The 23,787-nt window shown below is 65.6% G+C and carries 17 protein-coding genes; 4 read left to right on the forward strand and 13 right to left on the reverse strand.

What is annotated here, in order from left to right; translation table 11 throughout:
- Nucleotides 1-13: 13 nt before the first annotated feature.
- The 8 genes from BMW90_RS12025 to BMW90_RS12060 all read right to left on the reverse strand — a co-directional run bounded on the left by BMW90_RS12025 (nt 14) and on the right by BMW90_RS12060 (nt 14,367).
- Nucleotides 14-1,645 carry an alpha-D-glucose phosphate-specific phosphoglucomutase gene (locus BMW90_RS12025; RefSeq protein ID WP_074836763.1) on the reverse strand — a complete coding sequence of 544 codons (1,632 nt, stop codon included), beginning with the start codon at nt 1,643-1,645 and terminating at the stop codon, nt 14-16.
- Nucleotides 1,633-3,621, reverse strand: coding sequence for a 4-alpha-glucanotransferase (locus tag BMW90_RS12030; protein ID WP_074836764.1), 1,989 nt, complete (start codon nt 3,619-3,621; stop codon nt 1,633-1,635). The genes BMW90_RS12025 and BMW90_RS12030 overlap by 13 nt, the downstream gene beginning before the upstream one ends.
- Complete coding sequence (gene glgX, locus BMW90_RS12035; protein WP_244526493.1) at nt 3,618-5,726, reverse strand: glycogen debranching protein GlgX; 2,109 nt, start codon at nt 5,724-5,726, stop codon at nt 3,618-3,620. The genes BMW90_RS12030 and glgX overlap by 4 nt, the downstream gene beginning before the upstream one ends.
- A complete protein-coding gene (glgA, locus tag BMW90_RS12040) occupies nt 5,723-7,162 on the reverse strand; it encodes a glycogen synthase GlgA (protein WP_074836766.1) in 1,440 nt (479 codons plus the stop codon). Before glgA ends, glgX begins: the two co-directional genes overlap by 4 nt.
- Nucleotide 7,163: 1 nt before the next feature.
- A complete protein-coding gene (glgC, locus tag BMW90_RS12045; RefSeq protein ID WP_074836768.1) occupies nt 7,164-8,423 on the reverse strand; it encodes a glucose-1-phosphate adenylyltransferase in 1,260 nt (419 codons plus the stop codon).
- 46 nt (nt 8,424-8,469) lie between these two features.
- Nucleotides 8,470-10,680: a 1,4-alpha-glucan branching protein GlgB gene (gene glgB / locus BMW90_RS12050; RefSeq protein ID WP_074836770.1), complete on the reverse strand. Its 2,211-nt coding sequence runs from the start codon at nt 10,678-10,680 to the stop codon at nt 8,470-8,472.
- On the reverse strand, nt 10,677-13,055 hold the full coding sequence (locus BMW90_RS12055; protein WP_074836772.1) for a glycogen/starch/alpha-glucan phosphorylase: 2,379 nt from the start codon (nt 13,053-13,055) through the stop codon (nt 10,677-10,679). The genes glgB and BMW90_RS12055 overlap by 4 nt, the downstream gene beginning before the upstream one ends.
- 127 nt (nt 13,056-13,182) lie before the next feature.
- Nucleotides 13,183-14,367 carry a cytochrome P450 gene (locus BMW90_RS12060; RefSeq protein WP_074836774.1) on the reverse strand — a complete coding sequence of 395 codons (1,185 nt, stop codon included), beginning with the start codon at nt 14,365-14,367 and terminating at the stop codon, nt 13,183-13,185.
- 58 nt (nt 14,368-14,425) lie between these two features.
- On the opposite strand from BMW90_RS12060, the gene BMW90_RS12065 reads away from it, so the two are divergent.
- Together BMW90_RS12065 and BMW90_RS12070 are read left to right on the forward strand one after the other, a co-directional pair.
- Nucleotides 14,426-16,177, forward strand: a complete 1,752-nt coding sequence (locus BMW90_RS12065) for a sensor histidine kinase (RefSeq protein ID WP_074836776.1) — start codon at nt 14,426-14,428, stop codon at nt 16,175-16,177.
- The gene (locus tag BMW90_RS12070; RefSeq protein WP_048531967.1) at nt 16,174-17,400 is read left to right on the forward strand and encodes a sigma-54-dependent transcriptional regulator; all 1,227 of its coding nucleotides are present in this window, start codon (nt 16,174-16,176) and stop codon (nt 17,398-17,400) included. Before BMW90_RS12065 ends, BMW90_RS12070 begins: the two co-directional genes overlap by 4 nt.
- 8 nt (nt 17,401-17,408) lie before the next feature.
- Here BMW90_RS12070 and BMW90_RS12075 read toward each other — a convergent pair whose 3' ends face one another.
- The 5 genes from BMW90_RS12075 to BMW90_RS12100 form a co-directional block, all read right to left on the reverse strand.
- Nucleotides 17,409-18,593, reverse strand: a complete 1,185-nt coding sequence (locus tag BMW90_RS12075; RefSeq protein ID WP_048531966.1) for a vWA domain-containing protein — start codon at nt 18,591-18,593, stop codon at nt 17,409-17,411.
- Between the two features lie 9 nt (nt 18,594-18,602).
- On the reverse strand, nt 18,603-18,770 hold the full coding sequence (locus BMW90_RS12080; RefSeq protein WP_074836778.1) for an apolipoprotein acyltransferase: 168 nt from the start codon (nt 18,768-18,770) through the stop codon (nt 18,603-18,605).
- 39 nt (nt 18,771-18,809) lie between these two features.
- Complete coding sequence (locus tag BMW90_RS12085) at nt 18,810-20,183, reverse strand: DUF2927 domain-containing protein (RefSeq protein ID WP_074836780.1); 1,374 nt, start codon at nt 20,181-20,183, stop codon at nt 18,810-18,812.
- Between the two features lie 3 nt (nt 20,184-20,186).
- A complete protein-coding gene (locus BMW90_RS12090) occupies nt 20,187-20,636 on the reverse strand; it encodes a GNAT family N-acetyltransferase (RefSeq protein ID WP_074836782.1) in 450 nt (149 codons plus the stop codon).
- A 430-nt stretch (nt 20,637-21,066) separates the two neighbouring features.
- A complete protein-coding gene (locus BMW90_RS12100) occupies nt 21,067-21,906 on the reverse strand; it encodes an AAA family ATPase (protein ID WP_048531963.1) in 840 nt (279 codons plus the stop codon).
- A gap of 182 nt (nt 21,907-22,088) precedes the next feature.
- Here BMW90_RS12100 and dksA point away from each other — a divergent pair, with 182 nt between their 5' ends.
- Nucleotides 22,089-22,511: an RNA polymerase-binding protein DksA gene (gene dksA, locus BMW90_RS12105; protein ID WP_048531962.1), complete on the forward strand. Its 423-nt coding sequence runs from the start codon at nt 22,089-22,091 to the stop codon at nt 22,509-22,511.
- 74 nt (nt 22,512-22,585) lie between these two features.
- Complete coding sequence (locus BMW90_RS12110; protein ID WP_074836785.1) at nt 22,586-23,761, forward strand: FAD-dependent monooxygenase; 1,176 nt, start codon at nt 22,586-22,588, stop codon at nt 23,759-23,761.
- Nucleotides 23,762-23,787: the final 26 nt, after the last annotated feature.

Here is a 23,787-nt window from a genome sequence, read left to right on the forward strand (position 1 = left end):
ACCACAGATCGGATCAGGTCATCACGTCCGGTGTCTCGCGGCCGGTGCGGGCGGTGAGGGCGCTGAGTTCGGCGACCGCCGCCGCCACCTCCCGAAGCGCGGTCTGGGTCTCGATGGTCAGAGCGCCCTCGGCGGGCATGTAACGCTCGAGATAGACCCGCAGTGTCGCGCCTTCGGTGCCGGTGCCCGACAGCCGCAGCACCGCGCGTGATCCGCCTTCGAAGAAGATGCGGATGCCCTGGTTCTTGCTCACCGAGCCATCGACCGGATCATGATAGGCGAACTGGTCGGCTTTGGTCACCGTCAGCCCGTGCACCTCGGTGCCCGGCAGCTCACCCAGTCTGGCCTCGAGATCGGCCATCAGCGCATTGGCCGTGTCGCTGTCGACCGCCTCGTAGTCGTGCCGCGAATAGTAGTTGCGGCCATAGGTCTGCCAGTGATGCAACAGGATCTCGCCCACCGAGGCCTTGCGCTCGGCCAGGATGTTGAGCCAGAGCAGCACCGCCCAGAGCCCGTCCTTTTCGCGCACGTGGTCCGATCCGGTGCCGGCGCTTTCCTCGCCGCAGAGCGTGGCGCGACCGGCGTCCAGCAGGTTGCCGAAGAACTTCCAGCCGGTGGGCGTCTCGAAACACTCGATACCCAGCTTTTCGGCCACCCGGTCGGCGGCCTGGCTGGTGGGCATCGACCGCGCCACCCCGGCCAGCCCCGTGTCATAGCCCGGCGCCAGATGCGCATTGGCGGCCAAAACGGCCAGGCTGTCGGAGGGGGTCACGTAACACCGCTTGCCGAGGATCATGTTGCGGTCGCCATCGCCGTCCGAGGCGGCGGCGAAATCCGGGCCATCCTCGGCCATCACCATGTCGACCAGCGGTTTGGCCCAGATCGGGTTGGGGTCGGGATGGCCCTTGCCGAAATCCACTTTCGGCTCGCCATTCAGCACCGTGCCCGCCGGCGCGCCCAGCGCGCCTTCGAGGATCGCCTTGGCATAAGGCCCGGTGACGGCATGCATGGCGTCGAACTTCAGGCTGAACCCGCCGGCGATATGCGCCCGGATGGCATCGAAATCGAACAGGGTCTTCATCAGAGCGGTGTAATCCTCGACCGGGTCGACGATCTCGACCGTCATCTCGCCGAGGCGGGTCTCGCCAATCGAGCCGAGGTCGATGTCCTGCGCGTCGAGCGTGTGGTACTCCGAGATCCGCTTGGTCTCTTCATACATCGCCGCCGTCACCTTTTCCGGCGCCGGGCCGCCGTTGGCAGTGTTGAACTTCAGGCCGAAATCCTCGTCGATGCCGCCGGGGTTGTGGCTGGCCGAGAGGATCAGCCCGCCGTCGGTCTCGCGCTGGCGGATCAGGTTCGAGGCGGCGGGGGTGGACAAGAGACCGTTCTGCCCGACGATGGCGCGATGCGCGCCATTGGCGGCGGCCATGCGCAGGATGGTCTGGATCGCTTCGGCATTGAAGTAACGGCCGTCGCCGCCAATCACGAAGGTCTTGCCCTTGGCGCCGCCGATGGCGTTGAAGATCGATTGCACGAAACATTCGAGGTAATGCGCCTGCATGAAGACCCTGGTCTTCTTGCGCAGACCGGAGGTGCCCGGCTTCTGGCCGTCAAAGGGTGTGCAGGAGTGGGTTACTCGGGACATGACATCGGTCCTTTCTCTGCTGGAACAGGCGGTTGGCGGTTGCCGGCCCGCATGGTGGCGCCGATCTCGGCGAGGCGCGGCGAGGTCTCGAAATTCTCGACGGCGAGGCCGGTGCGGCGGCGCCAGTTGGGGTGTTCGTCGATCGTGCCAGGCAGGTTGGGCGCGTCGATCTGGCCCAGCACATCGTCGAGCTGCACCGCGACCATGGCCGCCGGCGCGGCGGTCAGCGCGCCGTGGATCACCCCGGCGATTTCGTCCGGCCCGGCGGTGGGCGCAATGTTGCAATCGCGTCGCAACCCGGCGCGTTGGTGGCTGCGGTCGCCATGGCGGCGCTTGGCCCCGGCATCCGAAAGCCAGCCCATTCCGCGCCAGACCTCGACATCGGCGCCATACCAGAAGCCGCGCAGGGTGGGGGTATCATGGGTCGAGAAACAGGCGAGGCTGAAGGGCCGCAGATCCCCTGCGGGGCGCAGGCTGCCGTCGTCGAATGTCTCGTATTGCCAGACGGCATAAGAATAGAGCCCGGCCTCGTTCATCGTCTGCCGGAACCCGGCGGGCACTAACCCGAGGTCTTCGCCCACGACGACGCAGCGGGCGCGGTGGGCCTCGATGGCGATCACCGCAAGCAGCCTGTCGAACGGTTGCGAGATATAGGCGCCCGGGCTGCCATCCTCGGGCAGCCAGTAGCTGCGCATCAGGCCCAGCGCATGATCGATCCGCAGCAGCCCGCATTTCTCCATCAGCTTGCGCAACATGCGGCGCAGCGGTCGGTAGCGCGCCCGGGCGAGGCGGCCCGGCGCATGCGCCACCAGATCCCAGGACTGGCCCTGGGGGCTGAGCTGGTCCGGCGGGGCGCCGATGGTGACGCCATGGGCAATGGTGTCGTTATGCATCCAGGCCTCGGCGCCGCCCGGGCGGGCGCCGACTGCGAGATCGAGATAAAGCCCGAGCGACATGCCCGCGCCCCTGGCCGCCGCCTGCGCGGCGTCGATCTCGGCTTCGGCACGCCATTGCAGCCAGCGGTGAAATTCGGCGCGTTGGCCGGCGGCGGCCACTGCCGCCGGTCCTGGCTGTTGCAACTCGGCGGGCCAGCGGCGGCAATCCGGACCATAGCGATCGCTGAGCGCCTCGAAGCAAGAGAAATCTTCAAGCGATGCATCGGCTTTGGCGCAGAAGCTCTTGAAATCCTTGCGCCTCGCGGTCTTCTTGTAATCCGCCTCCAGCGCGGGGCGCTGCCGGGCGCGAAACGCCGCATAGTCGATCAGCGCGCCGTCCGGGCTGGGGCCGAGGCCGGCGGCAACGGCAATATGATCGGCATTGAAAAAGCCGCGATGGGTCGGCGAATAGGGGCTGATCGTCTCGGTCGCGGCCCAGCCCAGCGCCGAGACCGGGTTGATCCCGAGAAACTGCGCGCCCTGTGCACCAAGTGCGCGAGCGGCAACCGCGAGGTCGTCATAAGAGCCGAGCCCGCCATTGCGGGCCGAGCGCAGACCGTAGAGCGCGGTGGTCACCCCCCAGCTGCGGGAATGGCCCGAAGTCTCGGACAAAAGCGGCGCATGGGCCGGGCGCACCAGCAGAAAGCTCTCTTCGCGCCAGCCGCCGCCGGTCAGATGCAGGCTGTAATAACCGACTTCGAGCGGCGGCAGCGCGAGGCTGTCATCGGCCTTGCCGGCGGCCAGTTCGGCGCCGTCCTCGTCCAGCAGCTGCCAGCCGCAGGGCGTGGCGATCGCGATCTCGGTCGGCTGGCCGGCCCGCAACAGGATCTCGTCGGGCAGATGGCGATGCGCCGTGCCGGCGCGCCGCAGGGCGAGCGCCTCGGAAACCTGGGCCGCGCTTTCGGCCTCGACGCCCAGCGCCCGCAACAGCGCGCGCAGGGTGGGCACCGGAGTTTCCCGCCGGGTGCCGGAGAGGTCGTGAAAGTCCAGGTGCACGCCGCAAAGCTGGGCCAGTTGGCGCAGCGCCCCGTCGTCACTCATTCCGAAACCTCTTTGCTCAGGACAAAGGCCGCCACCGAATTCGCCGCCACGCGGGTGCGCCGCACCGGCATCACCACCGCTGACTGCTCGGCCTGCGAGGTGTCGATCTCGCGCACCCATTGGCGGCGTCCGGGATCGGGCAGGACAAGCACCTCGGTCCGCGCCTCACGGTTGAAGGCCAGAAGGATGGTGTCGTCCATGGCGTCGCCCAGGGGATGTTCGGCACAACCGCGCAGCACCAGGCAGAGGCTCGACAGCCCCGGATCGCGCCAGTTCAGCGGCCCGCCGTCAAAGCCCATCCAGGCCACGTCGCGTTCGCCGTCGCTGGCGCGTTTGGCACCATGCAGAAAGCATTTCTGCCGCACCAGCGGGTGCGCCTTGCGGAAATTGGTCAGCGTTGCGGTAAAGGCGATCTGTTCCTGGTCGAGCTTGTCCCAGTCGATCCAGGTGGTCGGATTGTCCTGGCAATAGGCGTTGTTGTTGCCGCCCTGCGAATGGCCGCCCTCGTCGCCGGCCAGCATCATCGGCGTGCCCTGTGACAGCATGACCGTGGCGAGGATATTGCGCTGCCGCCGCTTGCGCCCGGCCAGGATCATCGGGTCGTCGGTCTCGCCTTCGACGCCGAAATTGTCGGAATGGTTGGCGTGGTGGCCGTCGTGGTTGTGCTCGCCATTGGCTTCGTTGTGGCGTTCGACATAGGCGGTGGTGTCGGCCAGCGTGAAACCGTCATGCGCGGCGGCGAAATTCACCGAGGACCAGGCCCGCCGCCCACGCTGATCGAAGAGATCGGCCGACCCCAGCAGCGCCGATCCCAAATCCTGGGCGCTGTGGCCGTCACCGCGCCAGAAACGGCGCACGGTGTCGCGGTAGCGGTCATTCCACTCGGCAAAGATCGGCGGGAAATTCCCGAGCTGATAGCCGCCGGGGCCAATGTCCCAGGGCTCGGCGATCATCTTGACCCCGGCCAGCACCGGATCCTGCCGCAGCGCGGTCAGGAAGGAACCATGCTGATCGAAACCCTGCCGCCCCCGACAGAGCGTGGTGGCCAGATCGAAGCGAAAGCCGTCGACGCCCATCGCCTGGACCCAGAACCGCAGGCTGTCCATGATCATCCGCAGCACGAAGGGATGGGTGGTATCCAGCGTGTTGCCGCAGCCGGTGTCATTGACGTAGTACCGCGGCTGACCGTCGAGCAGGCGGTAATAGGCGGCGTTGTCGAAGCCCTTGAACGACAGTGTCGGCCCAAGCTGATCGCCCTCGGCGGAATGGTTGTAGACCACGTCGAGGATGACCTCGATCCCGGCTTTGTGGAACCTCTCGACCATGGCGCGGAACCCGGCCACCCCCTTGGGCCCGAAATAGCGCGGCTCGGGCGCAAAAAAGCCAATGGTGTTGTAGCCCCAGTAATTCACCAGCCCCTTGTCGCGCAGCATCGGCTCGGATTTCAGCGCCTGCACCGGCAGAAGCTCCACCGCCGCGACGCCCAGCCGGGTCAGATGGTCGAGCATCGCGTCGGAGGCCATGCCGTCATAGGTGCCGCGCAAGTCTTCCTCGACGCCCTTGTTCAGCATGGTGGCGCCCTTGACATGGGCCTCGTAGATCAGCCCGCCGTCATGGCCGCAGGTCAGCGTCCTTGCGTCGAGCGGGAACAGCGCCGGATCGGAGACCACAGATTTCGGCACATGCGGTGCGCTGTCGCTGGCGGAAAAGCTCAGGTCGTCACCGCCGCCCGCCGCGTCATAGCCATAGGTGGCGTCATGGTCGGAAAAGGCGCCGCGCAGCTCGCGGGTATAGGGATCGATCAACAGCTTGTTGGCATTGAAGCGGTGGCCGCGCGACGGTTCGTACGGGCCGTCGACGCGGTAGCCGTAAAGCGTGCCTGGCACCAGCCCCGGCACATAGCCGTGCCAAACCGCGCCGTTGCGCTCGGGCAGGTCGACGCGGTGTTCCTCGCGCCGTCCGTCGGGCGAGAACAGGCACAGGGTGATCCGGGTGGCATTTTCGGAAAAGACCGCAAAGTTGGTGCCTTCGCCGTCGAAATGCGCCCCGAGTTGATGCGAGCGGCCCGGACGGATTTCGACCGTCATCGGCGCACGGGTGTTCATTCGCTCAGAACCTCTTTGTACAGATCGGCATAGGCGCGGGCCGAGCTGTCCCAGCCCACTTCCTGAGACATAGCGGCGCGCTGCATGCTCTGCCAGTCATCGGTGCTGGCATAAGTGCGAATGGCGCGGTCGAGCGCCTCGGTGACACCCGCGACCCCGACGTCATCAAACAGGAAGCCGGTCGCGGTCTTTGCCCGCAGTGCGGCCAGGTTGCCGTCGATCACCGTGTCGGCCAGGCCACCGGTGCGGGCCACCACCGGCAAGGTGCCATAGCGCAAGCCGTAAAGCTGGGTCAGGCCGCAAGGCTCGAAGCGCGACGGGATCAAGATGGCATCGCTGCCCCCTTGCAGCAGATGCGAAAAGCCTTCGTCATAGCCGATGTGGCAGCCGACCTTGCCGGGATGCGCTTCGGCCGCGCTGCGGAACGCGGCCTCGAGCTCCGGCGCGCCGGAACCCAGTACCGCGAGCTGGCCGCCGTTGGCGACAAGATGCGGAATGGCCTCGGCCAGCGCATCCAGCCCTTTTTGCTCGGTCAACCGGCTGATGACGCAGAACAGCGGTCCCTTGTGGGCCGGATCGAGGCCGAGGCGGGTGCAGATTTCGGCGCGGTTGGCCGCCTTGCCGGCGAGGCTGTCGGCGTCATAGTTGCGGGCCAGTGCCGGGTCGGTCGCCGGGTTCCAGACGTCGGTGTCGATGCCGTTGAGAATGCCCGAGAGCACCGACTGCCGGGCGCTCAGCACGCCTTCGAGCCCCATGCCGAACCGCGGCGTCAGGATCTCGCGGGCATAGGTCGGGCTGACGGTGTTGATGCGGTCGGCATAGACCAGCCCGGCCTTTAGAAAGGAAATGTCGCCGTGGTATTCGAACCCATCGGGGGTGAACCAATCCCAGCGCAGCCCGAGCTGCTGGCCTTCATGCGCGGCGAAGCGGCCCTGAAAGGCGATGTTGTGAATGGTGATCACCGATCTGGGGGCCGGCACGCCGGGCTGTTTCAGATAGACCGGCGTCAGCCCCGCCTGCCAGTCGTGGGCATGCACGATGTCGGGTTTCCAGTCCGCCAGCCCGTCAAAGCTGATCCGCGCTGCCGCCTGCGCCAGCGAGGCAAAGCGGCGGTGGTTGTCGTTCCAGTCGTGGCCGCCCTCGTGGGAATAAGGGCCTCCGCGCCGGTCAAAGAGCTGCGGCGCGTCGAGTAATAGCAGGGTGAGCCCCTCGGCCTCGACCTGCACCACGCGGCCAGGGCCGCCGGGCAGGTCGCCGAAGCTGGCGACTTCGGTGCCCCGGGCCACCAGCGGCATGAGCGCCGGATAGGCCGGCAGCATGGTGCGCAGGTCGATGCCAAGCGGCGCGAGCGCCCCCGGCAGCGCGCCCGCCACATCCGCCAGCCCGCCGGTCTTGATGAAGGGCGCGCATTCCGAGGTGACCATCAGGACATTCATGTCAGCCATCCAGCTTGTCGATCATCTTCTGGGTGATCAGGCAGATGCCGTTTTCGGTGCGGCGAAACCGCTTGGCGTCGGCCTCGGCATCCTCGCCCACCACAAGGCCCTCGGGAATCATGGCGCCGCGGTCGACGATGCAGTTCTTGAGCTTGGCGTTGCGGCCGATATCGGCATAGGGCAGCACGATGACCCCCTCGAGTTCGGCAAAGCTGTGGGTCCGCACGCCGGTGAACAGCAGGCAGCGATGCAGTTGCGAGCCCGAGATGATACAGCCGCCCGAAACCATCGACGAGGTGGCAGAGCCGCGGCGGCCTTCCTCGTTGTGAATGAACTTGGCCGGCGGGGTCAGCTCGGAATAGGTCCAGATCGGCCAGTTCTGGGTATAGAGGTCGAGCTCGGGCTTGAAATCGGTCAGGTCGATATTGGCCTGCCAATAGGCGTCGATAGTGCCGACATCGCGCCAGTACGGCCGGTCCTCCAGCCCCGACATCACGCAGGAGCGCCCGAAGGGATGGGCATAGGCGCCGCCTTGGGCCACGATATCGGGAATGATGTCATTGCCGAAATCATGGCTGGAGTCCGGATCGTCATTGTCCTTTTCCAGCAACTCGTAAAGGTATTCCGCCTCGAAGACGTAGATCCCCATGCTGGCCAGCGCGCGGCTCTCGTCGCCGGGCATGGCGGGGGGATTTTCCGGCTTTTCGACGAATTCGAGGATCTTGTCGTTCGCGTCCACTCCCATCACGCCAAAGGCCCTGGCCTCGTCGCGCGGCACTTCGATACAGCCGACCGTGACCTTGGCGCCGGTCTTGACGTGCTGCTCGATCATGACCGAATAGTCCTGCTTGTAGATATGGTCGCCGGCCAGAACGAGGATGTATTTCGGCCCGTAGCCGCGCAGCACGTTGATGTTCTGCGTCACCGCGTCGGCGGTGCCCTTGTACCAGTTCTCTTCGTCCATCTGTTGCGAGGCGGGCAGGATGTCGAGGCTTTCGTTGCGCTCCGCGCGGAAGAAGGACCAGCCGCGTTGCAGGTGGCGGATCAGGCTGTGCGCCTTGTACTGGGTGGCGACCCCGATACGGCGAATGCCGGAGTTGACGGCGTTCGACAGCGCAAAGTCGATGATCCGCGTCTTGCCGCCAAAGAACACCGCCGGTTTTGCCCGGATATCGGTCATTTCCTTCAATCGGCTGCCGCGCCCCCCGGCCAGAACATAGGCCATCGTTTGTTGCGCGAGTTCGTGTCGTGCCTGTGTCATCGGGTCCTCCCAGACTTGATCGGATGGTCTAATAAATGGTTGAAATTCATGTGCCTTTATAGCGCAGGAAGGTTGTCGCCAGCGGCGGCACGGTCAGCTCGATCGACTGCGCGCAGCCATGCGCCGGCTCTTCCGTCGTGGCCAGCGGGGTGGCGTTGACCTGGTTGCTGCCGGCATAGGCGGCCGCATCGGTGTTCAGAACTTCCTCCCAGGTTCCCGCCAGCGGCACGCCGATACGATAGCCGGGTCGTGTCACCGGCGTGAAATTGCAGACCACCAGCACCGGGTCGCTGCCGTCCTTGCTGTGGCGGAGCCAGGAAAACACCGACTCGCCGGCGTTGCCGCCGTCGATCCAGCGGAAGCCCTCGGGCTTGCTGTCGAGCTCGTAGAGCGCAGGGGTGTCGCGATAGAGGTGGTTGAGATCGCGGACCAGCGACTGCACGCCCTTGTGGGTCGGATACTCGAGCAGGTGCCAGTCGAGGCTCTTTTCGTTGTTCCACTCATCCCACTGGCCAAACTCGCAGGACATGAAGAGCAGCTTCTTGCCCGGATGGCCCCACATGAAGCCGTAATAGGCCCGCAAATTGGCAAAGCGCTGCCAATCGTCGCCCGGCATCCGGTCGAGGATCGAGCCCTTGCCATGCACCACCTCGTCATGGCTCAGCGGCAGCACGAAATTCTCGGAAAAGGCATAATGCAGCCCGAAGGTCATCTTGTCGTGGTGATACTTCCGGTGGATCGGATCTTCGCCCATGTAGCGCAGGGTGTCGTTCATCCAGCCCATGTTCCACTTGAAGCCGAAGCCAAGGCCGCCGGTGTCGGTGGGGGCGGAGACGCCGGGGAAGGCGGTGCTTTCCTCGGCGATGGTCATGATGTCGGGCTGGTCGGCATAGACCGCCTCGTTCATCCGCTGCATGAAGGAGATGGCTTCGAGGTTCTCGCGGCCGCCGTGGATGTTGGGCACCCATTCGCCCTCTTTCCGGGAATAGTCGCGATAGAGCATCGAAGCCACGGCATCAACGCGCAGCCCGTCGATGTGATATTCCTGCACCCAGAATTTCGCGTTGGCGATCAGATAATTGGCCACCTCTGTCCGGCCGTAGTTATAGACCAGCGTGTTCCAATCCGGGTGATAGCCTTCTTTCGGATCGGCATGTTCGTAAAGCGCCGATCCATCGAACCGGCCAAGGCCGTGTTCGTCTGTCGGGAAATGGCCCGGCACCCAGTCGATGATCAGCCCGATTCCCGCCTGGTGGCAGGCATCGACGAAATAGCGGAAATCGTCGGGCGTGCCGAAGCGCGAGGTGGGGGCGTAGAGCCCCACCGGCTGATATCCCCAGGAGCCGCCGAAGGGATATTCGCTGATCGGCGTGGTCTCGATATGGGTGAACCCCATCTCCTTGACATAAGAAACCAGCGCGTCGGCCATTTCGCGATAGGTGAGCGAGCGGCCATCCTCTTCGGGCACCCGCCGCCAGCTTTCGAGGTGCACCTCGTAGACCGAGATCGGCCGGTCGATGCGGTGCGCGCCGCTGCGCCGTGCCATCCAGTCGCCGTCCTGCCAGTCGTAGCGCGACAGGTCGCGCACCACCGAGGCGGTGCGCGGCGGAAGCTCTGCGCCAAAGCCCACCGGATCGGCCTTGAGCGGCATCAGCTGACCGTCGATGCCCAGCACCTCGTATTTGTAGGCGGTGCCATCGGCGACGTCGGGCACAAAGATCTCGTGCACACCGGTCGCGCCCCGCCGGCGCATGACAAACCGGCGGCCATCCCAGCCGTTGAAATCGCCGACAACCGAAACCCGCCGGGCGTTCGGGGCCCAGACCGCGAAATGCGTGCCCTCGACACCTTCATGGGTCATCACATGCGCGCCGAGCGCTTTCCACAGATATCCGTGCGTGCCTTCGCCCAGCAGGTATTCGTCGAATTCGCCCAGCACGTTGCCAAAGGCATAGGGGTCGTATTCCGTCCAAACGTTGCCGCCCCGGGTCATCCGCAGCTTGTAGTCAAAGCGTTTCTTGCGCCGCGGCACCTCGGCGGCAAAAACGCCGTCGCCCCCCGTGACCCGCCCGAGCGAAACAACCGCCTTGCCAGTCTTGGCATCGATCAGTTCGACGCTGTCTGCTTCGGGGCGGAACACACGCACGACAAGCTTGCCGTCGGTCTCGTGCATCCCGAGCACGGCAAAGGGATTGCCGTGCGACCCATCTGCAAGGGAGGCTGCTTCTTCGGGGTGGATCAGGGGGGCGTCAATCATGCAATTTTCTCCATTCCACCAGTGTTGACCGGGCCCGCATGCCAGATATCGCGCGCGTAGCCCTGAATCGTGCGATCCGACGAGAACCAGCCCATGTTGGCCGTGTTCTTGAGCGCCATGGCCGCCCAGCCGGTCTTGCTGCGATAGGCGACATCAACACGGCGCTGCGCGTCGAAATAGCTGTCGAAATCGCAGGTCACGAGGAAGTAGTCGTGATCGTAGAGATTGCCGACAAGTTCATGGTAGCGCGTGACTTCGTCCGGGCAAAACACACCATCGACGATCTGGCCCAGCACCCGGCTCAGCCGCGGGCTGGCCTCGATGGCGGCGCGGGCGAAGCCATGTTGCAGGCGGCGTTCCTGCACCTCCTGCGCGGTTAGACCGAAGAGGAAGAAGTTCTCGGCGCCCACATGCTCGCGGATCTCGACATTGGCGCCGTCGAGCGTGCCGATGGTCAGCGCGCCGTTCAGGGCGAATTTCATGTTGCCGGTGCCCGAGGCTTCCTTGCCGGCGGTCGAGATCTGTTCGCTGAGGTCGGCGGCGGGGATCAGATTCTCGGCCATGGTGACATTGTAGTTCGGCGGATAGACCACCTTGAGCAGATCGCCGGTCACCGGGTCGTTGTTGATCCGGGTGGCGACGTCGTTGATCAGGTGGATGATCTGCTTGGCGACGTGATAGCCCGGCGCCGCCTTGCCGCCAAAGATCTTGACGCGCGGCGTCCAGTCGCCGCCCGGATTGTCGCGGATCTCGTTCCAGAGCGCCACGGTCTCGAGGATGTTCATCAACTGGCGCTTGTATTCGTGGATCCGCTTGATCTGCACGTCGAACATCGCGTCGGGGTTCACCTCGGTGCCGCAGGTTTGCCTGATCCATTGCGCCAGTTGCACCTTGTTGGCGCGCTTGGCGGCCTGGAACTCGGCGAGGAACGCCTTGTCGCCGGATTTCTCGTTCAGCGCCTTGAGCTGTTCGAGATCGGCCACCCAGCCGTCGCCGATTTCGCGGGTGATGAGATCGGAGAGGGGCTGGTTGCAGGTATACAGCCAGCGCCGCGGGGTGATGCCGTTGGTCTGATTGATGATCCGGGTCGGGTGGATCTTGTGCAGATCCTCGAACACCGTCTCCTTGACCAGCTCGCTGTGCAGCGCCGAGACGCCATTGACCTTGTGCGCCATGATGAAGGCCAGTTCGCCCATCTGCACATGGTCATGCTCGATGATGCGCGGGCTGCCGGGGTGGCGTTCCCGGTGGTCGTGGTCGATGGCGCGGATGATTTCCAGATGCCGGGGCAACACATAGGCCATCAGCCCGACGTGCCATTTCTCCAGCGCCTCGGGCAGCAGCGTGTGGTTGGTGTAGCCCAGGCAGTTGCGGACGATTTCGATGGCTTCGGGCATCTCGAGCCCGTGCACGTCGACCAGTTGCCGCACCAGTTCCGGCCCGGCAATCGCCGGGTGGGTGTCGTTGAGCTGGATCGCCACGTGATCGGGCAGGGCGCGCAGATCGTCGTGATCGCTCAGGTAGCGCCGCATCAGGTCCATCAGCGAGGCGGCGGTGAAGAAATATTCCTGCTTCAGCCGCAGCTGCTTGCCGGCGTCGGTGGTGTCATCGGGGTAAAGCACGCGGCTGATGGTGCGCGCCAGCGCCTCGGAGCGGCCGGCGGCAAGGTAATCGCCCCGGTTGAAGCTCTCGAGGTCAAACGCCCCCGGCGCCTTGGCCGACCAGAGCCGCAAAGTGTTGCCCCAGGTGCCCTTCCAACCGATCACCGGCGTGTCATAGGCGGTGGCCAGCACGGTCTCGGACGAGATCCAGCGCGCCTTGCCTTCGTGATGCTCGACATGGCCGCCGAACTGGATGCGGTATTTCACCTCCGGCCGTTCGAATTCCCAGGCGTGGCGCTGGGTCAGCCAGGTCTCGGCGGTCTCGACCTGCTTGCCGTCGGAAAACTTCTGCTCGAACAGCCCGTGTTCGTAGCGGATGCCGTAGCCATAAGCCGGGATGCCCAGGGTCGCCAGCGAGTCCATGAAGCAGGCGGCAAGACGCCCGAGGCCGCCGTTGCCCAGCGCCGCATCGGGCTCGTCATGCACGATTTCCTCGTAATCCTGGCCCAGCGCCTCGATGGCGTGGCGGGCTTCGCGGTCGAGGCCGAGGTTGGCGGCCATGTCCTCGACCAGCCGGCCCATCAGAAACTCGAGCGAGAGGTAATAGACGCGTTTGGCGTTCGAGGCATAGGTCTCGCGCGTGGAGCGATACCAATGATCGACCATCCGGTCGCGCAGCGCCAGCGACAGCGCGATGCGCCAGTCGTAAACCGAGGAATGCTCGGCGTCCTTGCCCAGCGAATAGCGGATATGGTGAAGGATTTCGTCTTTCATCTGGCTTGCTCACAGCAATTTCTTTGAGGTACTGTTAGCGCTAAACCCGCCATTTTTCCACTCGGAACGTCGCGTCCGGCCAATTTGCCACATTGCCCGGTCGCGTGGGCCCGAGACCGGCGGCAGGTCATTGCGCACACAGCATGAGACGCTCAAGCCCGTGAAAATGGTAGAGGTTCGCGTAGCGCGGCGACGCGGCGAGGCGCAGGCCGGGCAGGCGGGCGAAGAGCACCTGAAGCGCAATGCGTAACTCGAGCCGGGCCAGCGGCGCGCCAACGCAGAAATGGCGGCCGGCGCCAAAGGCCACATGCGGCTTCAGATGTCGATTCGGATCGAAACGGTCGGGGTCGACCCACATCTCGGGATCGCGGCCGGCCGCCCCCAGCAAGAGGCCGATGCGGTCGCCGCGTCGCAAGGGGCTGCGCCCGATCTCGAGGTCTTCGTATACCCAGCGGGTGAACATGTGCAGCGGCGGATCGAACCGCAGGATTTCCTCGACCGTCGCATCGATCATCGAATCAGAGGTCCATTCGGGGCGCATGCCGGTCTCGAGCATCGCCTTCACCCCATTGCCCAGAGTATGCACCGTGGCCTCATGGCCGGCGTTCAGCACCAGAACGCAGGTGGCGATCAGCTCGTCCAGGCTCAGCTTTTCGCCATCGGCCTCTGCTGCGATCAGCCGGGTGATCAGATCGTCCGAGGGGGTGCGGCGGCGGGTGGCGATGTAATCGGCCAGAAAGGCCGAAAACTCGCGCGCGGCGGCATTGGCGCCGTCTTCGATCGCCCGGTCTCGCCGGGCCTGGTACATCGCCACCATGTCGTTTGACCAGGCCAGCAACCGGTCGGCCATGTCGTCGGGCACGCCCAGCAGCCGGGCGATCACGATCACCGGCACCTGGGTGGCATACTGCGGCAACAGGTCGAAATCGCCCTCGGGGAACGCGTCGATCAAGTGGTGACAGAGCGCCTCGATCTCCGGCGCCAGCCCGGCAATGCCGCGAGCGGTGAAGGCATGCAGCACCAGCATGCGCAGCCGGGTGTGGCGCGGCGCTTCCAGTTCCAGCATGGAATTGTCGTCGATTGCATAGAAGTCGCGCAGATGCGCGGGCCGCGGCTCTTTCAGCTCGTCGGGTGCCTCGCGGCCCATGCGGCTGTCGCGCAGGGCGGCATTGACGGCGGCATGCGAAAAGGCGCAGTGGATCCCATAGTCGCGCCATTGGTGCACGGCGCCCCTGGCCCGCGCCTCGGCGTAAAACGGATAGGGATTCTGGACAAAACCCGGGTCGGTCGGAGATTGCGAAAGCTCTGCCATGAGATCATCCTGACGGGCTGGCTTTCCTTTGCAAGGGGGGACGCGCTAAAGTATCGTCATGTCGTCGAAATCTTCCTCACTTCGCGGTCTGGCGGCGCTCTACATCGCATGTATAGCGGCGGTGAGCGCCGGCGTCTGGCACACCGGCTTTCGTCAGGGCCTCGATCAGATCGCCCGGCGCGGCGAGGCCGGGCTGTCGCTGGCCGCCGACCGACTCACCGCCCAATTGCAGCATCACGCCGAGGTGGCAGTGCTGACCGCCGATCACCCGGCGCTGGCGGCGCTGCACGATGGAGGCGACCGCGCACCGGCCGATGCGCTGCTGCTCGACGTGGCCGACAAGACCTCGGCGCTGACCATGCATTACGTCGATGCCTCGGGCCGGGTGCTGGCGGCCTCTGGGCCACGCACGCCGGAGGCTCTGGGCGACAGCGCCTATTTCCGCCGGGCGATGCAGGGCGCGCTGGGCTCGGCGCATGTGGTGAGCGAGACCTTCGGCGTGCGCGCCTGGTTCTTTGCCGCGCCGACCTTTGATGCCGCCGGCAAGGTGCGCGGGGCGCTGATCCTCGGCGTCGACATCGACCGGCTGGAAGAGAACTGGCGCGGCGACCGCCCGGCGATCTATTTCGTCGACGGCGACGGCCGGGTCTTCATTTCGAACCGTTCCGAGCTCTTGTACTGGCGTCAGCCGCCCGGCGCGCTGGGGCCGGAGACGCCGGCGGGCGAAACGCCGCGCGCGGTGCAGGTGGGCGCGCATGAGGTCTGGTGGCTCGACTGGTCGCCCTATGTGCCGCGCCGCGCCTTGCATCTGAGCCAGGATCTGCCGGTGATCGGAATGCGCGCCGAGGCACTGATCGACACCAGCCCGGCGCTGCGGCTGGCGCTCTGGCAGGCGGCGGCGGTGGCCGCGCTGATGGCGACCTTCGGCGCGCTGCTGTTCCTGGCCGGGGCGCGCCGGCGGGCGCTGGCACAGGCCAATGCACGGCTCGAGAGCCGGGTCACCGCGCGCACCGCCCAGCTGTCGCAGACCAACACCGCGCTGCGCCACGAGGTGCGCGAACGCCAGGAGGCCGAGGCGGCGCTGAAACGCGCCCAGGCCGATCTGGTGCAGGCCGGCAAGCTCTCGGCGCTGGGGCAGATGTCGGCCGGCATCAGCCACGAGCTGAACCAGCCACTGATGGCGATCCAGCACTATGCCGAGAACGCCCAGGCCTTCCTTGACCGCGACCGCCCCGCGACCGCACGCGAGAACCTGGGTCGCATCGCCGCCATGGCGCGCCGCATGGCGCGGATCATCAAGAACCTGCGCGCCTTTGCCCGCAACGAAAGCGAGCCGATGGGCAAGGTCGATATCGTCGCGGTGATCGACAGCGCCATCGAACTGGCCGAGCCGCGGCTGCGCCAGGGCGCGGTGACGCTGGACTGGCAGCCACCGCCGGCGCCGGTCTGGGTCTGGGGCGGCGAGGTGCGGCTGGGACAGGTCTTTGTCAATCTGATCTCGAACGCCGCCGACGCCATGGAGGACGCCCCGCGCCGCGCCCTGACCATCACGCTCGACGCCGGCACGCGTCCGGTGGTGACGGTGGCAGACACCGGGCCGGGCATTGCCGATCCCGACCGTATCTTCGACCCGTTCTATTCCACCAAACAGGTCGGCGGGCCCGACGGCATGGGGCTTGGCCTGTCGATCTCCTATGGTCTGGTGCAGAGCTTTGGCGGCACCATCCGCGGCAGCAACGCGCCCGGCGGCGGGGCGGTCTTTACCGTCGAGCTCGACCAATGGCGTGAAGCGCAGGAGGCGGCGGCATGAGGCAGGTCTTGTTGGTGGACGACGACGCGGGCCTGCGCGAGGCGCTGTGCCAATCGCTGGAACTGGCAGAGTATGCACCGGTTCCGGCGGGGTCTTTCGTGGTCGCCAAGGATCATATCACACCGGACTTCGACGGGGTGATCCTGAGCGATATCCGCATGCCGGGGCGCGATGGCTTTCATCTGCTCGACCACGCCCAGCAGGTCGATCCCGACCTGCCGGTGATTCTGCTGACCGGCGAGGGCGACATCCCGATGGCGGTGCGCGCGCTTGGCGCCGGGGCCTTCGCCTTTCTCGAAAAGCCCTGCGCCACCGAGGATCTGCTCAAGGTGCTGGACCGGGCGCTGAAGGCCCGCGCCATGGTGCTGGAAAACCGCCGGTTCAAAAGCCAGATCGAGGCCGGCGATCCGGCGGCGCGGATGATCTTCGGCACCTCGGCGCTGGCCGAGGCGCTGCGCGCGCAGGTCCGTCAGGTGGCGGCATCGACCGCCGATGCGCTGATCATCGGGCCGCAGGGATCGGGCATCTCCAAGGTGGCCGAGGTCATTCACCTGTCCTCGCCCCGCGGCAAGACGCCGTTCGAGAAACGCGCCGCGCGCAGCCTCGATCCCGCCGGCCTGCGCGACGTGTTCTCGCGCGCCGAGGGCGGGGCGCTGTTTCTCGATGGCATTGCCGATCTTTCGGCCGACAGCCAGCTTGTGCTGCTCGATCTGCTGGACTCCGGCCAGGGGTTGCGGCTGATCGCGGGGGCGGTCGACGGGATCGATGCGGCCTTTGCCGAGGGCCGGGTGACCGCCGATCTCTATTACCGGCTCAATGTCCATGTGGTGCGCATTCCGGCGCTGTCGGAACGGCCCGAGGACATCCCGGTGCTGTTTCGCCATTACGTCGACCAGGCCGCCGAACAGGCCGGCATCGCCGCGCCTGAAATCAGCCCGGATCATGCGGCCGCGCTGATGGCGCAGAGCTGGCCGGGAAATGCGCGCTCGCTGATGTCGGCGGCGATGCGGTTTGTGCTGGGCATGCCGGAAGAGGTGGCGCGCAATGCCGAACAGGGGCTGGCGGCGCAGATGGCGCAGGTCGAACGCTCGCTTCTGATCGCCGCGCTCAGCCGCCAGAACGGACGCGCCACCGAGGCCGCGAAACAGCTGAAACTGCCGCGCAAGACGCTTTACGACAAGCTCGCGCGCTATGGCATCAAGCCGGAGGACTACCGCCGCTGACGGGCCGGCTAACGCGCCAGCGCCTTCATGCCGCGTTCCAGCCCTTCGAGCGTCATCGGCACCATGGCGCCCTCAAAGATCTCGTGGATCATGCCGATCGACTGGGTGTATCGCCACTGCTGTTCGGGCACCGGGTTGATCCAGAGATTGTCGGGCCATTGGTCGCGGGCGCGCGCCAGCCAGACCTGGCCGGCTTCCTCGTTCCAATGTTCGTTGGCGCCGCCGGCAAAGGCGATCTCGTAGGGTGACATGCTGGCATCGCCGACAAAGATGCACTTGTAGTCCGAACCATAGGTGCGCAGCACCTCCCAGGTCGGCGTTACCTCGGACCAGCGGCGGCGATTGTCGCGCCAGACACCTTCGTAAAGGCAATTGTGGAAATAGTAATATTCGAGGTGCTTGAATTCGGAGCGCGCGGCCGAGAACAGCTCTTCCACCACCCGGATATGCGCATCCATCGAGCCGCCGACATCGAGAAACAGCACCACCTTGACCGCATTGTGCCGCTCCGGCCGGGTCTTGACGTCAAGGTAGCCGTGTTCGGCCGTCGCCCGGATGGTGCCGTCGAGGTCCAACTCGTCATTGGCACCGGTCCGTGCCCAGTTTCGCAGGCGTTTCAGCGCCACCTTGATGTTGCGGGTGCCAAGCTCGATCTGGTCGTCGAGATTGCGAAACTCGCGCTTGTCCCAGACCTTGACGGCGCGCTGGTGGCGGCTTTTCTCCTGGCCGATGCGCACGCCTTCGGGGTTGTAGCCATTGGCCCCGAAGGGCGAGGTGCCGGCGGTGCCGATCCATTTGTTGCCGCCCTGATGGCGGCCTTTCTGCTCCTCGAGCCGCTTCTTCAGCGTCTCCATCAGTTGATCGAAACCGCCGAGGCTCTCGATCTCGGCCATTTCCTCGGGGCTGAGGTGTTTCTCGGCCATCTTGCGCAGCCAGTCCTCGGGCAGATCGACGGCGCTCAGCACGTCCTGCGCCGAAATTTCTTCCAGCCCCTTGAAGCTGTGCGCAAAGGCGCGGTCGAACTTGTCGAGGTTGCGCTCGTCCTTCACCATCGCGGTGCGCGCGAGGTAATAGAAGGCATCGACGTCATAGGTCGCCAGACCCGCGCTCATGCCTTCGAGAAAGGTGAGATATTCCCTGAGCGACACCGGAACGCCGGCGCGGCGCAGGGTTTCGAAGAAGGGAACGAACATCGCCGCGCCTCAGAGGGCCAGGCGGTGGATCACCAGCGTGGCCAACATGCCCAGAAGCGCGAAGGCCAGCGCATAGATGCCGACATATTGCACCACGTCCAGCGTCTTGCCGCCGCGCCGCCTGGCGATCGTGCCGCCGATGATACCGCCGATAATGGCGCCGATGATGACCAGCATCTGTTCCTTGTCCTTCTGTCTGCGCCGGCGCCGCCGGAACTACCCGCGCGGGCCCTTGAGCGGGTTGAGCGCGGCAATCTCGCGCAGTTTCGCGCGCACCGCCCAATCCGCGCCAAAGCCGTAGCGCGCCCATCCCAGAGAGTCCATCCGCACCTCGCGCGCTTCCGAAACCCGTCCGGTCAGATCGAGCGCCTCGGCGCGCAACAGCAGCAGCGTGCTCAGCAGCGCCGCGTTTTCATGGCGCGCGGCGGTGTCGAAATGCGGTGCCACCAGCGCCAGCGTCTGGTCCGGCCGGCCGCGCGTCAATTCGAGCGCGCCGAGCTGCGAGGCGACATAGGCCAGATGCAGCTCGGTCGCCGGGCTCATGCGATAGAACCGGTCGGCGGCCTCGAATTCGGCGCGCGCCCGATCGGGGTCGCTGATCAGAAGAATGCGGCCCATGGCGTAATGCGAAAAGGCGCGGCGGTGATCCTGCCAGCCCATGGCGGCGGCGATCCTGAGCGCCCGGGTGGCGGCGGTCCGGCGTTGAGAATGCCTGGCGCCGGGCCCCAATGCCTCCTGCACCGCCTCGATCCAGGCGCGGGGCGTGCGCGACTGCCGGTTGGTGCCGATGCCGGCGCCGCGCGGGTTCAGCCGGGCGAGAATGGCGGGCAGGCGAGCGGCGACACTCGCGCGGTCCATGCCGGAGCGCAGCGCGCTGTCATAGGTCGCCCGCAGGATCAGCATGTCGAAACCGGTCAGGACGGTGTGCACATTGTCGTCGTTGAACACCGAATCCGGCAGGCGATAAAGATCGTTGAGCGGCCCCAGCGCCTGGGCCAGCTCTTCGTGCAGGCAATCGCGCATCTCTTGCGGGGTGGTGTCATTGGGCACGAAGATCGCCACCGTGGTGCGCTGTTGCAGCTGCGCCCAATTCAATTTGCCGGAGCGGCGCTTGCGCTTGTAATCGGCCAGAGAAGTGACATTGGGCACCACGAAACAAGCCGCCATCGGCAGGGCGCGGCGGATCTCGGCCGAGCTGATCGCCTCGATCGTCACCGCCGCCGGCGCGTCTGGCGCCACCTGGCGAATGTCCAGCGCCGCCTCGCTGCGCAGCCGATGCAGGAGCTGCTTGAGATCGCGGTCGAGCTGGGCCGGGGCATCGCCGGTCACCCGCACCCCGATCGGCCCTTCGAACCGGGTCAGCCGAGGCAGCGGGCGGCCGCTTTCAAGCTGGAAGTGCAGGTCGATGAAATCGCGGGCAATATCGGTATTCGACCGCGCCGCCGGCAGCGGGCGGGGCTGCGAAAAGGTCTTCATCACCGGCAATGTGGATTCCAGACTGGCGGCGCGGGTCGGCATATCCGAAGAGGCCATCGGCACGCAGGCCGAGAGCAACATGTAAAGCGGCAGGAAAAGACGGCTGCGGCGCATGTGTCAGGCTCGCTGGTATTTGATGAACGGGGTCAACACGCCGATCCGGTCATAGAGATCGCGGGCGGTGTGGTTGAACTCCTGGGTGAGCCAGTAGACCGAGGGCGCGCCCGCCGCATCGGCTCGGGCATAAACTGCCTCGATCAGCTTGCGGCCGATGCCACGCCCCCGCAGATCGGGCACGGCGTAGAGATCCTGCAAGTAACAGACCTCTTCCTCTTTCCAAGCATGGCGGTGAAACAGGAAGTGCGTCAACCCGACGAGCCGGTCCCCGGAAAGGGCGACAAGGCCATTGAAATCGCGGCTGTCGTCTCCCAGCAAACGATGAAAGGTGCTGTCATAAATCCGCGCCGGAAGCTCGGTTTCATAAAACGCGAGATATTGCCGCCAAAGCTCCTGCCATTGGTCCCGATCTGCTGGCCGCAGCGCGCGGATAGTCATTTCAATCGACATTCTGGTCTGCCTGCTCTTTCGGATGCATCAGGACATCCCGTTTGGCGTTATCGCCTTATGGGGGAGTATACGGCAAAGCCGGGATTTCCTAAGCCGTAAATCGGCCGAGTTTTTCCGGCGTCCGAAAGCGTTGCAATTCAGCCGAATCAAGGGGTTGGGTTGTGGGCGGGCAATCGGGATCACACCAGATATGGTGAATTGCCGACGTTTGCCGACAGGTAATGCACGAGGGCAGGATGCAAATGCCCGGCTATGCCGGGCGGGGCCGTCCGACTGGCCGTGCCACGCCGCAAATTCGTCGCCGGCCGCCGGATCTTTTATCGCGCGATCGCGCCGGTTTCCCGATCAGGGCAGGGCGGTCTTTCCGTCCATGGGCCCTGGCCCGCTCCGCCACAGGTTTTCGACCGGAACGGGACCGGGCCGCCCCGGATCAGCGGCCGCGGCGGGCCATGAAGGCGAGGCGTTCGAAAAGATGCACATCCTGCTCGTTCTTGAGCAGGGCGCCGTGCAATTTGGGCAGGGCGTTGGCCCCGTCGCGGGCCAGATCCTCGGGCGTGAGATCCTCGGCCAGCAGGAGCTTGAGCCAGTCGAGCACCTCGGAGGTCGAGGGTTTCTTCTTGAGCCCGGCCTGCTCGCGGATCTCGTAGAACTGGGTCAGCGCGGTGGTCAGCAGCGCCTGTTTGATACCGGGATGATGAACCTCGACGATCTGGCGCATCGTCGCCTCGTCGGGGAACCGGATGTAGTGAAAGAAACAGCGGCGCAGGAAGGCGTCGGGCAGTTCCTTTTCATTGTTCGAGGTGATGATGACGATCGGGCGCTGGCGGGCCTTGACGGTTTCGCCGGTCTCGTAGACGTGAAATTCCATCTTGTCGAGCTCCTGCAACAGGTCGTTGGGAAACTCGATGTCGGCCTTGTCGATCTCGTCGATCAGAAGCACCACCTTCTCTTCCGCCTCGAAGGCCTGCCAGAGCTTGCCCTTGCGGATGTAGTTGCGCACGTCATGCACCCGCTCTTCGCCGAGCTGGCTGTCGCGCAGGCGCGAAACGGCGTCGTATTCATACAGCCCCTGCTGCGCCTTGGTGGTGGATTTGACGTTCCACTCCAGCATCCGCAGGCCCAGCGCATCGGCCACCTGACGCGCCAGTTCGGTCTTGCCGGTGCCCGGTTCGCCCTTGACCAGCAGCGGCCGTTCCAGCGTTACCGCGGCATTTACCGCTAACGTGAGATCTTCGGTCGCCACATAGCTCTCGGTGCCCTGAAATTTCATGCCTGCTCCTTGTTTCGGCTTCTGGCGCGGAGCCTATCGATACCGAGAATTCGCCGCAATACAGCGCTTTGTGTAGTGACATTCCGGTGCTCAGGGAGTACTCCGAGCGCGCAGGGGTTGCCGGTCAAAAGGAGCATTCAAAATTGATTTCAACTGAGGCTGGCCAGAAAGAGGGAGCGGATATGAAACAAGAATCGTTTCTACCCGAAGATTATCGTCCCGCTGAGGACGAACCATTCATGAACGAGCGGCAAACTGAATATTTCCGCCGCAAGCTGATTTCCTGGAAAAACGAATTGCTCGACGAAACCCGCGATACGATCGAAGGGCTTCAGGAGAGCACGCGCAACATTCCCGATGTTGCGGATCGCGCCAGCGAAGAGACAGACCGCGCCATTGAACTGCGCACCCGCGACCGTCAGCGCAAGCTGGTCGCCAAGATCAATGCGGCCCTGCGCCGGATCGACGAGGGGGAATACGGCTATTGCGAGGTGACCGGCGAGCCGATCTCGCTCAAGCGTCTCGACGCGCGGCCGATCGCCACCATGAGCCTCGAGGCGCAGGAGCGTCACGAGCGCCGCGAAAAGGTGCATCGCGACGATTGAGCCGCGGCGCTGCATTGCAAAATACCGAAAACGCCGGGGCGCTCGCCCCGGCGTTTTTGTCAGAAGGGAAAGAGATGAGCCTTCTTGGTCTTGATATCCGCATCGTCGGCGGGGGCATCGGTGGGCTGGCCGCTGCGCTGTGTCTGGCCGGGCGGGGCGCACAGGTCACAGTTCTGGAACAGGCCGAGGCGATCCGCGAGGTCGGCGCCGGGCTTCAGATCAGCCCGAACGGGTTGCGGGTGATCGAGGCACTGGGGCTGGCGCCGGAGCTGGCGGCGCGCTCGGCCGAAGGCCGGGCGGTGTCGCTGCGCGATTTTCGCGCCGGCGACGAGGTGGCGCGGCTCGATCTCGGGCTGTTGCCGCGGGATCAACGCTATTTCTTTGTCCACCGCGCCGATCTGATCGATCTACTGGTCACCGAGGCGCGGGCGCGCGGCGTGCGCTTCCGGCTGTTGCAAAAGGTGGCGGAGGTCCGGCCCGGCGCGGGGCCCGAACTGGTGATGGCCAATGGCGACGCCTGTACCGCCGATCTGGTGATCGGTGCCGACGGGCTGCATTCGCGGCTGCGCGAAGCGCTGATCGGCCCGGCCAGTCCGCAATTCACCGGTCAGGTGGCCTGGCGCGCGGTAATCCCGAATGTCACCGGCCAGGGTGCAGAGGTGCAGGTGCACATGGGGCCGGGCCGGCATCTGGTGTGTTATCCGCTGCGCGACGGCTCGGTGCTCAACCTCGTGGCGGCGCAGGAGCGCGCGGCCTGGGCCGAGGAAGGCTGGCAGCACCGCGACGATCCGGCCAACCTGCGCGCGGCCTTTGCCGGGTTCGGTCCGGCGGTGCAGCGGATGCTGGGCGCGGTGGAGGCGGTCCATCTCTGGGGTCTTTTCCGCCATCGGGTGGCGCCGCGCTGGGTCGGGGGGCACTGCGCTCTGCTGGGCGACGCGGCCCATCCGACGCTGCCCTATCTGGCGCAGGGGGCCAATATGGCGCTCGAGGATGCCTGGGCGCTCGGCGCCTGCCTGGCCGGGCATGAGGATATCGGCGCGGGGCTGGCCGCCTATCAGGCGCTGCGCATGGCGCGCTGTCAGAAAATCGTGGCCGCGGCCACCGGCAACGCCTGGAAATACCATTTGCGGCCCGGGCCGCTGCGGCTGGCGGCGCATACCACGCTGCGCCTTGGCGCGCGGCTGGCCCCGGCGCGGGCGCTGCGGCAGTTCGACTGGCTCTACGGCTATGACGTGACCCGCGCGGTCTGACGCGCGGGGCTGCGGCGCTGCGGTCG

Source organism: Marinovum algicola (genome assembly GCF_900109145.1).
Taxonomy (GTDB): Bacteria; Pseudomonadota; Alphaproteobacteria; order Rhodobacterales; family Rhodobacteraceae; genus Marinovum; species Marinovum algicola.

What these genes read in the sequence shown, in the direction of transcription:
- BMW90_RS12025 (WP_074836763.1), bottom strand. Translation starts at nt 1,645, where the DNA reads ATGTCCCGAGTAACCCACTCCTGCACACCCTTTGACGGCCAGAAGCCG.
- BMW90_RS12030 (WP_074836764.1), bottom strand. Translation starts at nt 3,621, where the DNA reads ATGAGTGACGACGGGGCGCTGCGCCAACTGGCCCAGCTTTGCGGCGTG.
- glgX (WP_244526493.1), bottom strand. Translation starts at nt 5,726, where the DNA reads ATGAACACCCGTGCGCCGATGACGGTCGAAATCCGTCCGGGCCGCTCG.
- glgA (WP_074836766.1), bottom strand. Translation starts at nt 7,162, where the DNA reads ATGAATGTCCTGATGGTCACCTCGGAATGCGCGCCCTTCATCAAGACC.
- glgC (WP_074836768.1), bottom strand. Translation starts at nt 8,423, where the DNA reads ATGACACAGGCACGACACGAACTCGCGCAACAAACGATGGCCTATGTT.
- glgB (WP_074836770.1), bottom strand. Translation starts at nt 10,680, where the DNA reads ATGATTGACGCCCCCCTGATCCACCCCGAAGAAGCAGCCTCCCTTGCA.
- BMW90_RS12055 (WP_074836772.1), bottom strand. Translation starts at nt 13,055, where the DNA reads ATGAAAGACGAAATCCTTCACCATATCCGCTATTCGCTGGGCAAGGAC.
- BMW90_RS12060 (WP_074836774.1), bottom strand. Translation starts at nt 14,367, where the DNA reads ATGGCAGAGCTTTCGCAATCTCCGACCGACCCGGGTTTTGTCCAGAAT.
- BMW90_RS12065 (WP_074836776.1), top strand. Translation starts at nt 14,426, where the DNA reads ATGTCGTCGAAATCTTCCTCACTTCGCGGTCTGGCGGCGCTCTACATC.
- BMW90_RS12070 (WP_048531967.1), top strand. Translation starts at nt 16,174, where the DNA reads ATGAGGCAGGTCTTGTTGGTGGACGACGACGCGGGCCTGCGCGAGGCG.
- BMW90_RS12075 (WP_048531966.1), bottom strand. Translation starts at nt 18,593, where the DNA reads ATGTTCGTTCCCTTCTTCGAAACCCTGCGCCGCGCCGGCGTTCCGGTG.
- BMW90_RS12080 (WP_074836778.1), bottom strand. Translation starts at nt 18,770, where the DNA reads ATGCTGGTCATCATCGGCGCCATTATCGGCGGTATCATCGGCGGCACG.
- BMW90_RS12085 (WP_074836780.1), bottom strand. Translation starts at nt 20,183, where the DNA reads ATGCGCCGCAGCCGTCTTTTCCTGCCGCTTTACATGTTGCTCTCGGCC.
- BMW90_RS12090 (WP_074836782.1), bottom strand. Translation starts at nt 20,636, where the DNA reads ATGTCGATTGAAATGACTATCCGCGCGCTGCGGCCAGCAGATCGGGAC.
- BMW90_RS12100 (WP_048531963.1), bottom strand. Translation starts at nt 21,906, where the DNA reads ATGAAATTTCAGGGCACCGAGAGCTATGTGGCGACCGAAGATCTCACG.
- dksA (WP_048531962.1), top strand. Translation starts at nt 22,089, where the DNA reads ATGAAACAAGAATCGTTTCTACCCGAAGATTATCGTCCCGCTGAGGAC.
- BMW90_RS12110 (WP_074836785.1), top strand. Translation starts at nt 22,586, where the DNA reads ATGAGCCTTCTTGGTCTTGATATCCGCATCGTCGGCGGGGGCATCGGT.